This window comes from Rhodococcus sp. DMU2021, assembly GCF_019641445.1.
Lineage (GTDB): Bacteria > Actinomycetota > Actinomycetes > Mycobacteriales > Mycobacteriaceae > Rhodococcus > Rhodococcus pyridinivorans.
In genome coordinates this window covers 1-8,396 of sequence record NZ_JAIFKB010000042.1, presented here as the reverse complement: position 1 = coordinate 8,396, position 8,396 = coordinate 1, and the positions used below count along the sequence as shown (strand labels likewise).

The following is an 8,396-nucleotide window of genomic DNA, read 5'->3' as shown; positions in this document are numbered from 1 at the left end:
AACTCGACCGCCTGGCGCCGGAACTCCTCCGAGTAGTTCTTTCGTGACATGACTGAAGATCATCTCGCTTCCCCAGCAGATGCTGGATTCAGCGTGTCCAAGAACCGGGGTCAAGGCCCCACCGCCCCGGCACTACTGACAGCCATCCGCGAGCCGAGCTGGCGGACCGCCCGGGATGGGTCGATCGGTTCGACCCCGACACGGGCGAGCAGGTTCCCGCCGTCGGTGGTGCCGTCGATCGCCGCGACCTGCGCATCGGTTCCCAGGCGCAGAGCGGTGGCCAGGCCGAAGCAGGTCGTGGTCGCGGCCGCTCCCCCGGATCCGGCCACCACGATGGCCGAGACCTGTTCGGGCTGCTCGATTTTCGGGCTACGCCGAAATGCAACAACGTTGTTCATCGGTTCTCCACGTTCGCGATCTTCACGCCGCCGTCGGCGGGCATGGTGGTGATCCACTGCTTGTGGATTCCTTCGTCTCCCACAGGCGGGAACTTCAGCAGCACATCGACCGACCAGCGGTTGGGGTCCTCGGTCGGCAGCACGGTCACGCAGTGCTCGGTCCCGACCGGCACAGCGTCGATGAAGCTCTGAATATCGCTGCCGGGCAGGACCATCAGCTCCGCGACGGCCTCGCCGTCCCGCTGGACGTAGTAGGCGTGCTCGAACGCCTGGATCACCGCCGGACCGGAATCACGTCCACCGGGGCCGTTGCCGACGATCCGGCCGGGTTCGTCGACCGGGGCGCACCACGCCGGGGCCGCCGCGGTCGCGGTCGTCGAGGGGGTGGTCGAGGGCGAGGCCACCACCGAAGAGGACGGCAGCGGCGGCGCCTGTGGTTCGTCGGTGCTCCCGGCCATCGTGGTCACCACCGCAGCGGAGACCACTGCCAGCACAGCGACACCGCCGCCGACGAGCATCCAAGTGCGGGACCGATCGCCGCCCCGCTTCGCGGGAGCAGCGGCAGCGGTATCGGTGACCGGCACGGCGGGGGCGCTGGTGGGGGCCTCGGCCGACTCGGGGGCCGGAGTCGGCCGGGGAGGACGGGCTCGGCCGATCGCGGACTTGAGACCCCCACGGCTGCGCTGCGAGATCACCAGCGGACCTCGCGGAATGTGGACGCGCACCCAGTCCGGGGCGGTGGCATACGGGTCGTCGCCGGCCTCCGTGTCAGGGTGTGGGGCGGCGCCGTCCGGGTCCTGTGGGATCGGGGCCGGTGCAGTGTCGGCGACGGGGGTCTCAGCAGTGCCGATCGGCTCCAGGTCGGTCTGGATGACCGCATCGTCGTCGGATTCCCAGGTCGTCTCGGCAGCGACCGGTTCGAGGTCCGAGGAGGCGACCGCCGCGTCGGCGATCGTCTCGTCCGGGATCGGGAAGTGCACCGATCCGGTGTCGGAGTCTTCGATGGGAGTCGGTTGCGGCCCGTAGTGCTCGGTTACGTCCGGGAAGAGTGCGCCTCGATTGTCGGTCGACAATTGTGTTCCCCCTCGTCGAGTGGTGGGGGCGGGGCTACCCGCCCCCACCGGAAAACTGTTCGGGCAGGTCAGGCCGGCACGATGCCGTCACCGATCGCGGTGGAGATCATCTCGGCCGCAGTGCCGGCCGAACCGCCGAAGAAGGTGTCCAGAGCGCTGTCCACACCGGCGACCACGCCTTCACCACCGGGCTGGACCTTGACCCACTCACGGACCTGCGAATCGACCTGCGGAGCGCTCTGCACGACGCTGCGAACGGCGTCGGCGGCGGCCTGTCCGACCGGGCCGGAGGACTGCCACTGCTCGACCGTGGAACCGGCCTGTTCGGTGAGCACCTCCTGGTGCACGTCGGGCAGCTGAACCTCGATGGGCTGGCCTTCGTCGTCACCGGCACCGAAGGCGGTTCCGGCAGCCAGGCCGGCCGCGCCACCGAGTACTGCTCCGGGGACCGCACCGACCGCAGCGCCGATCGCTGCTCCGGCTGCGGTCCCGGCGACCCCGGTGGTGACCTCGGGCAGCACCGGGATCGGCAGCGGCACCACACCACCGGCGGTGGCACCGGCGATACCGCCGATGGTGCCGCCGATCAGAGCACCAGGAACGGCACCGGCCGCAGCACCGGCTGCCGCACCGGCCACCGTCGCGCCGATCTGAGCAGCAGCGACACGATCGGCACGGCTGGCTTCGATACCGACCGACTTGTAGAACGTCGCCACATCCGAGCGGATCAGACCGGCGGTGTTGTTGGTGCGCTCCCGGTCGTCGTCGGTGACCCAGTTCGGCTGGTTGAAGTGAATGTCCCCGACCATGATCTTCTCGGGCGGAGCGATGTAGATCGGCTCCGGGGTGACCGGCTGCGGAGCACGCAGCTCCAGCGGGTCGATCGGCGGCGGAGAGGACTGCCGCTCGTAGCGGTTGGTGTCGTAGTTGTAGTCCGGCAGCGGCGCATACTCGCGCTGCTGCGCCGGCGGCGGGGTCCAGTAGATCTGCTTGGCCGGAGGCTTCGGCGCGCTGGTGGTACCGCCCTGAGTGGACGGTGCCGGGGTAGTGACCCCGCCCTGCGAGGGCAGGTCGACCGGATCGGCCGAGGCCAGGCCGGTGCCCGCTGCCACGATCGCGGCGGCTGTGGCGGGCACGACGCTCGCCTTGGCGATCCGTGACGGCCTGTGATGCTTGCTCATACTCGCTTCTCTTTCTTGTGTGTCAGGCGTGAATCAGTTGAGTTCGGCGGCCGAGATGCCGCCTTGATCGAGCACCGTCGGTCCCGCGTCGACCACAGTCGTGGTGGTCACGGCCGGTTCCGAGGTGGTGGTGGTGGTGGACGTCGCCGTCTGTGACGACGGGGTGGTCGAGGTGGTCGCCGACGGCCGGACCGTCGTGGTGGTCGGAGTCGTCGAGGTGGAGGTCACCGTCGTGGACGTGGTGGAGTCGGCCGCAGCGCTGAGATCGGAGGCCACCGCAGCGAGCCAGGACGCAGCGAACCGGGTCGGAGCCTGCCCGCTGGCCGTGGCCGGGACCGACCCGTAGGAGCCGTGTTCGGCGGCGACATTGCGCACCGTCGTCATCGCCACCAGGTCGAACGCGTCCCGGTTGGCCTTGACCTCGTTCTGCACGACCTGAAACGCCTGGCGCACCAATCGCTGCGAGGTCGCCGGCGGGACCAGCTCGGGCAGCACACTGACCGTCTTGGCCGCGAGCACACCGAAGGCCGCCGCCGGATTGGCCAGCCCAGCCGCCGCGACCGCCGCGATCGTCTCCGGGGTCAGCACCTTCTTGACGACCGTGACCGCCGCGTTGATGCCGATCAGCCCGACCTTCATCAACGCTGCGGTGACTTCCTGCCCCGTCGGCGGCGTCGCCCGAGGATCGGATGCCTCGGCCAGACGCTGCGAGATGGTCTTCTTCGGCTGGACCGAGATCGCCGACAACGCGCTCCTCGGCGCCTGAATGTCCTGGTTGACCACATCGACGGCGGTCTTGAGCGCCGTCGACGCCAGTGCCCGTCCGACCGTGGAGATCGCGACGAACGGATCCCCGCCGACCTCGACCTGACCGGCGACGTTGACCACCGCCCGCACGACCGGGGCGTTCGCCGGCGCATCACAGGCCAGATCCCCACCCTGGCACCAGGACGACACCCGCCCCGACAGGCTGCCGTAGCTGCTGGTCAGATCGGCCACCGGCCCGATGCCACCCCCCTCGGGGGCGGTGAACGACACCGACGACAGCGCCTTGACCGCCTCTCCCCTGGTACCGGGAACCGGTGAGGGGGCCGTCTGCGAGGTCCCGGGGAACAATCCCGATCCGGGGCTGCGGGTCGGCGCGCCGAACAAGGCACCGGCTGCGACCGAGCGGGCCGGAACGACCCCGGTGCCCTTGCCGACCGACCGCAGGAAGTTCGACGCGGCATGGGCGCCCTGGGAGAAGCCGACGACGGCGAGCTTGGCCGAGGGGCACTGCGAGAGCACCTTCTGCGCCGCCAGCGACAGGTTCTCCTCCCCCGCGGTCACCGACTCGACATACGACTCGGTGCCGCCGGGCGTCAGACCACCGAACGAACCGGGATACGGCACATACGCCCGGTCCACGCTCGCGCCCAGCTGGCGGGCCTGATCGAGCAGCGGACCCATGATGTTCGAGAGCATTCCGGTATCGACCTTCACCGGCGCATCGGGCGAGGTCTCGGTGGTGCCCTGCATCCCGAGCACGTACAGATCCGGGCAGTCCGAGACCAGCTCACCGAGCCAGTGCGGTTCATCGCCCGTGCTCGACTGGGCATAGGCCGGGGCGGTACCCAGGCCGGCAGTAGCCAGCACAGCCGCCGAAAATGATACGGCCGCAAAGCGTTTGGGCCACGCGCTCATATTCCCCTCCTTCACGGCTACGACCTTACTCCAGATCGAAGTTATTTCCCACAGTTATTTCCTACAGAATGTCGGCGGTGATTTCCACCTAGCTGCGCATATGCGGCAAAGTTGGTGCGAGAGCTACCGGAGTGGACCCGAGACGGAGGTGAGTGTGCCGCGCCGCGCCCTGTACGGGTTCGATCCCACCCGGCTCACCGAGGTGCGCCGCGAACGGGGCCTGTCCCGCTCCGACCTCGGACGCTTGTCCGGGGTCACGTACAACACCATCCGCAGCTGGGAGACCGGCGAGGGAGCACCGAGCCCGAGCGCGCTCGAACGCGTGGCCTCAGTCCTCGACGTCGCAGTGAGCGAACTCGCTGTCGTCCCCGACGATGTGCAGACCCTGGCGAGCTGGCGGACCCGACAGGGCCTGGCGCAGGCCGACATTGCTCACGAACTGGGGTTGTCGAAGTCCACCTACTCCCGCCTCGAACGGGGCGAGCGCCCGTTGACCGATGCCGAATGCCTGAAGTTGGCACGCATCTTCGACACGACCGAGGAACAGGTGAGAGCGCTGTGGATGCGCGCTCACCGACGGTCGGGCAGACCGACGCGGTGACCCCGCCAGCACATTCACCCACACTCCTGCGTTTCGCCGACCATCCGATCGGAAACCCCCCGAAGGCCAAAATCACGATCGTAATATTACCGTGGTGATAGACGATGTACGTGGTGGAGTCCCCCACGGCGGCGAGTCGGTTCACGCATTGGGGGTGGTTGTAGATTTGACAAGCCCGGTTCACCTGGCCGTTGTCGAGATTCACGAGGAGGTCCACCGTGGCGACGTTCGCCGAAAAGCTCCGCTATCTGATCGACAATGTCCATCCCAAGGACCGGGGGCCGTTCACCATGAACGAGATCGTCGATGGCATCCGCAGCAACGGCGGATCCATCACCCAGGGCTACATCTCGATGCTGCTCAACGGGCAACGCCCCAATCCGGGACTGAAAGTCGTCCAGGATCTCGCCGACTTCTTCCGCGTCCCGCTGCAGTACTTCGCAGACGACGACTCGTTCGAAAAAGCTGTGCGGTACATCTCGTGGGTGCAATCCCTGCGAACCGAGGACGTCGAAGCGGCTGCTCGCACCTACAACCCCTACGACGACGAACCCACCCGGCCCTAATAGGGGAAGTTCACGATCGCGAGATACGTCAACGGCGCAATGACCAGGCCGGTGACGGCACCGACCGCGATTTCTTTCCTCGTGTGATGCTTCAACCTCATCCGGGACCATGCGATCGCCGGCGCGAGGACCAATCCGGTCCACCACCAAGCAGACAGTGCGAGCGCGAGGACAGCGACAACGCCGCACCACACCCCCAAGTGCACCGACGCCTTGACGCCGACCCCACTGGTCCAGACTCCGATCCCCACCAGGGTCACCAAGCCCGCGCACGTCAGGGCGATCATCTCTTTCGGCCCCTGAGCTACGAGCTGCACGACGAGCGCCACAAGCACCAGGACGAGGATCGCCCCGATCAACCCATGACGTTCCGAATGCTCCGTCACGTGATGGTTCCCGATCCGATCACGCACCATCCCCCACACGATCAACGCCATCGGCAACACCCCGGCGAAGAGCGCAACGAAGGCGCCCCAGGCCGGATGACCGATCGCGAAACCGAGAATCAAGCACGACGCGATATTGACCGTCCACGGCGCAGCGATCTCGGTCAGCACCCTGGCCACCAGGTCTTTCACTTTCGCATCTCCGCCTTATCGCAGAGGTGAATATCCTGGAACGCCCTACCGACGGCGCGCACCCACTTCACCGCATCGAACCCAACCGGGGGCCGCAACCCATCGACCCCGATGCCTCCGGATTCCCCTGTATGCACCCATCGCGCGACCGACTCCGGAGTGGCCGGCAAGCCATGTTCGGGCAACTTGTCCACATCGGCCTGCATCGACAGCGCATCAAGCACCTCATTCGCCCGGTCCGCGGTACGCCGGGACGGATCGAACGAAGCCCACGACCCCCGGATCACCCCCGGCCAGCGTTCCTTCACTACCACCATGTACAGCTCCGCGAAGTCCCGACGCTGCTTCTGACTCCGGAAGACCCCCTCGATAGAAGACCACAGCAGCCCGAACGTGGTCAGAACCGCTCCGATCAGAGCCAGTTGGGTCGTCAGATCCAGCGCATACGTCGAGGTCTCGACCCACCCCAGGCGCGCCGCGACGATGTAGCCGCCCCGAATCCACGCATACGATGCCAGCACAGCAACCCCACAGGCCAGGATCGCCAGCCCCCGCCCTGAGGGCGTGCCCAAGTCCCAACCCAGCAACACGACCACAGTGATGACGGTGCACAGCACCGCTGCCACCCCCATCACGAAGGCCGCGGAGTCGGCATAGCCCGGCAGATGCACGTAGAGCTCGTCGAACTGGTAGCCATCGGTCGCCTGAGGAGCGTCCTCCGCCGAGAAGAACAACGCGACCGCCACCGCGGTTGCAGCCGTCGCTCCTGCCGACAGAGGTGCGATCCACCGCCGCTGGCGATCCACGTCGGGCACCCGAAGCGCCACGATGATGATCGACGCGCCGAGACAGATTCCGAAGAAGATCCCGTGCTTGACCGCCGACGTTGCGTTCGCAACCCCCACTGCCTCGCTGATGAGCCGATCGACCGCACCGACATTCACCGTCGTGTGCAGCGCCATAAAGATGAACACCACAGCGGTACCGAGCGTCAGAACCGAGCGCGAAGTGCGCCAACGCCACCACCGAGTGAGAGCCACCCACCACAACAAGACCGACACGACGATCGAAGCCAACACCGCTACAACGCCTCGTTCAGCAACGATCGAATCCGAGCCGACCGAGCCCCACCTGCCCCGGCAATCCGCCGACACAACTCCGATGCGAACGCCTCCGCCTCCACCTCGAGGCGCCGCCGAGGCTCGTCGAGACCGTCGAGCTGGCCACACTCGCGCAGCATCAAACTGGCCATGTCATGCCACTCCGGGGGAAGCGTCCGTTTTGCAGTCTCCAACGCGGGCACCCCCCTGTGCCCCAGCAGCATGTGCCCGAATTCATGAGCAACGGTCCGATCGGGAGTCGCGACCCACGGGGCGTAGTGAATCTCGTCCCGTTCCGGATAACTGCGCCAGAGCCCGAAGACGCCAGGGGCGAGATCGTCACTACGGACCACCTGCAAGGGACGGTCACGGAGCCGCTCGATCGTCGGAATCAGCCCGAAGACGGACGCTGCTTCATGCCCCCGCGCATGTGCAAGTAGTTCGCTCACTGCACCCACTACCGGGTCCATAGACGCCCTCCCACTCCTCGGCGCCTCACATCGCTCTATAAGAACTCGGCACACAACAAGTCGAGGGGTCGCAGCGATCGCGTCGACAGCCGACATCCCCCCGACGGAACATCGGCGAATCCGGAGATTCGACCGTGGGCATCGTACCGAGTTCTACGGGTTCAACATGTGATATGTGGCACCACGTATGCAGATGCGCGCACGACGATCGCCCCTCCCCCGCCACCCGTCGTAGTAAGCGGCCCTACCCATCCATCCCGGAGAAGGTCAGCAATGCTGGCCTACCTTTTCGTTTCTTCTGTTGGCCGGCCTTGTCGGCAATGCCATCGACCCTCTCCCCATGAAGGATCGGGAGGAGCGGGTGATCAGGCCCCTTTCAGATAAGCATTCCGCGTCTCGTGCATGCACTGCGTGCAATGCGTGTACGTCACGCAAGTGGGCTGCGCGTGCAGAGCGATCATTGCGTGCATTGCATGTCTCGCGCGCATTGCGTGCATTGCGTGCACGCGATGCATATGTTGCGTATGTTGCACGGCGTGTCTGCAACGCAAGCCACGCGAGAAACGCAAGGATTGCACTGTCGGCACGCCACGCACGGCACGCCTGCAACGCAAGCCACGCGAGAAACGCAAGGATTGCACTGTCGGCACGCCACGCACGGCACGCCTGCAACGCAAGCCACGCGAGAAACGCAAGGATTGCACTGTCGGCACGCCACGCACGGCACGCCTGCAACGCAAGCCACG

The 8,396-nt window shown here is 66.6% G+C and carries 8 protein-coding genes; 2 read left to right on the top strand and 6 right to left on the bottom strand.

What is annotated here, in order from left to right; translation table 11 throughout:
• Positions 1 to 110: 110 nt before the first annotated feature.
• From K3M35_RS24890 to K3M35_RS24875, 4 genes are all read right to left on the bottom strand, one after another.
• Complete coding sequence (locus tag K3M35_RS24890; protein WP_259444458.1) at positions 111 to 398, bottom strand: hypothetical protein; 288 nt, start codon at positions 396 to 398, stop codon at positions 111 to 113.
• Complete coding sequence (locus K3M35_RS24885) at positions 395 to 1,471, bottom strand: hypothetical protein (RefSeq protein WP_220667191.1); 1,077 nt, start codon at positions 1,469 to 1,471, stop codon at positions 395 to 397. Before K3M35_RS24885 ends, K3M35_RS24890 begins: the two co-directional genes overlap by 4 nt.
• A gap of 68 nt (positions 1,472 to 1,539) precedes the next feature.
• Positions 1,540 to 2,652 (bottom strand): insoluble domain protein, encoded by a 1,113-nt coding sequence (locus K3M35_RS24880; RefSeq protein WP_259444457.1) that lies wholly within the window; start codon positions 2,650 to 2,652, stop codon positions 1,540 to 1,542.
• Between the two features lie 33 nt (positions 2,653 to 2,685).
• The gene (locus K3M35_RS24875) at positions 2,686 to 4,335 is read right to left on the bottom strand and encodes a cutinase family protein (protein WP_220667190.1); all 1,650 of its coding nucleotides are present in this window, start codon (positions 4,333 to 4,335) and stop codon (positions 2,686 to 2,688) included.
• A 148-nt stretch (positions 4,336 to 4,483) separates the two neighbouring features.
• Between K3M35_RS24875 and K3M35_RS24870 the strand changes: the two genes are divergently transcribed.
• A complete protein-coding gene (locus K3M35_RS24870; RefSeq protein ID WP_220667189.1) occupies positions 4,484 to 4,936 on the top strand; it encodes a helix-turn-helix transcriptional regulator in 453 nt (150 codons plus the stop codon).
• Positions 4,937 to 5,154: 218 nt separating this feature from the next.
• The gene (locus tag K3M35_RS24865) at positions 5,155 to 5,502 is read left to right on the top strand and encodes a helix-turn-helix domain-containing protein (RefSeq protein WP_220667188.1); all 348 of its coding nucleotides are present in this window, start codon (positions 5,155 to 5,157) and stop codon (positions 5,500 to 5,502) included.
• On the opposite strand, the gene K3M35_RS24860 is transcribed toward K3M35_RS24865, so the two are convergent.
• Positions 5,499 to 6,080, bottom strand: coding sequence for a hypothetical protein (locus K3M35_RS24860; RefSeq protein ID WP_308257119.1), 582 nt, complete (start codon positions 6,078 to 6,080; stop codon positions 5,499 to 5,501). The two genes, K3M35_RS24865 and K3M35_RS24860, sit on opposite strands and share 4 nt — an antisense overlap.
• The gene (locus K3M35_RS24855) at positions 6,077 to 7,159 is read right to left on the bottom strand and encodes a hypothetical protein (protein WP_220667187.1); all 1,083 of its coding nucleotides are present in this window, start codon (positions 7,157 to 7,159) and stop codon (positions 6,077 to 6,079) included. Before K3M35_RS24855 ends, K3M35_RS24860 begins: the two co-directional genes overlap by 4 nt.
• Between the last annotated feature and the right edge of the window lie 1,237 nt (positions 7,160 to 8,396).

Excerpts from the sequence above, each read along its gene's own strand:
- K3M35_RS24890 (WP_259444458.1), bottom strand. The coding sequence starts at position 398 with ATGAACAACGTTGTTGCATTTCGGCGTAGCCCGAAAATCGAGCAGCCC.
- K3M35_RS24880 (WP_259444457.1), bottom strand. The coding sequence starts at position 2,652 with ATGAGCAAGCATCACAGGCCGTCACGGATCGCCAAGGCGAGCGTCGTG.
- K3M35_RS24875 (WP_220667190.1), bottom strand. The coding sequence starts at position 4,335 with ATGAGCGCGTGGCCCAAACGCTTTGCGGCCGTATCATTTTCGGCGGCT.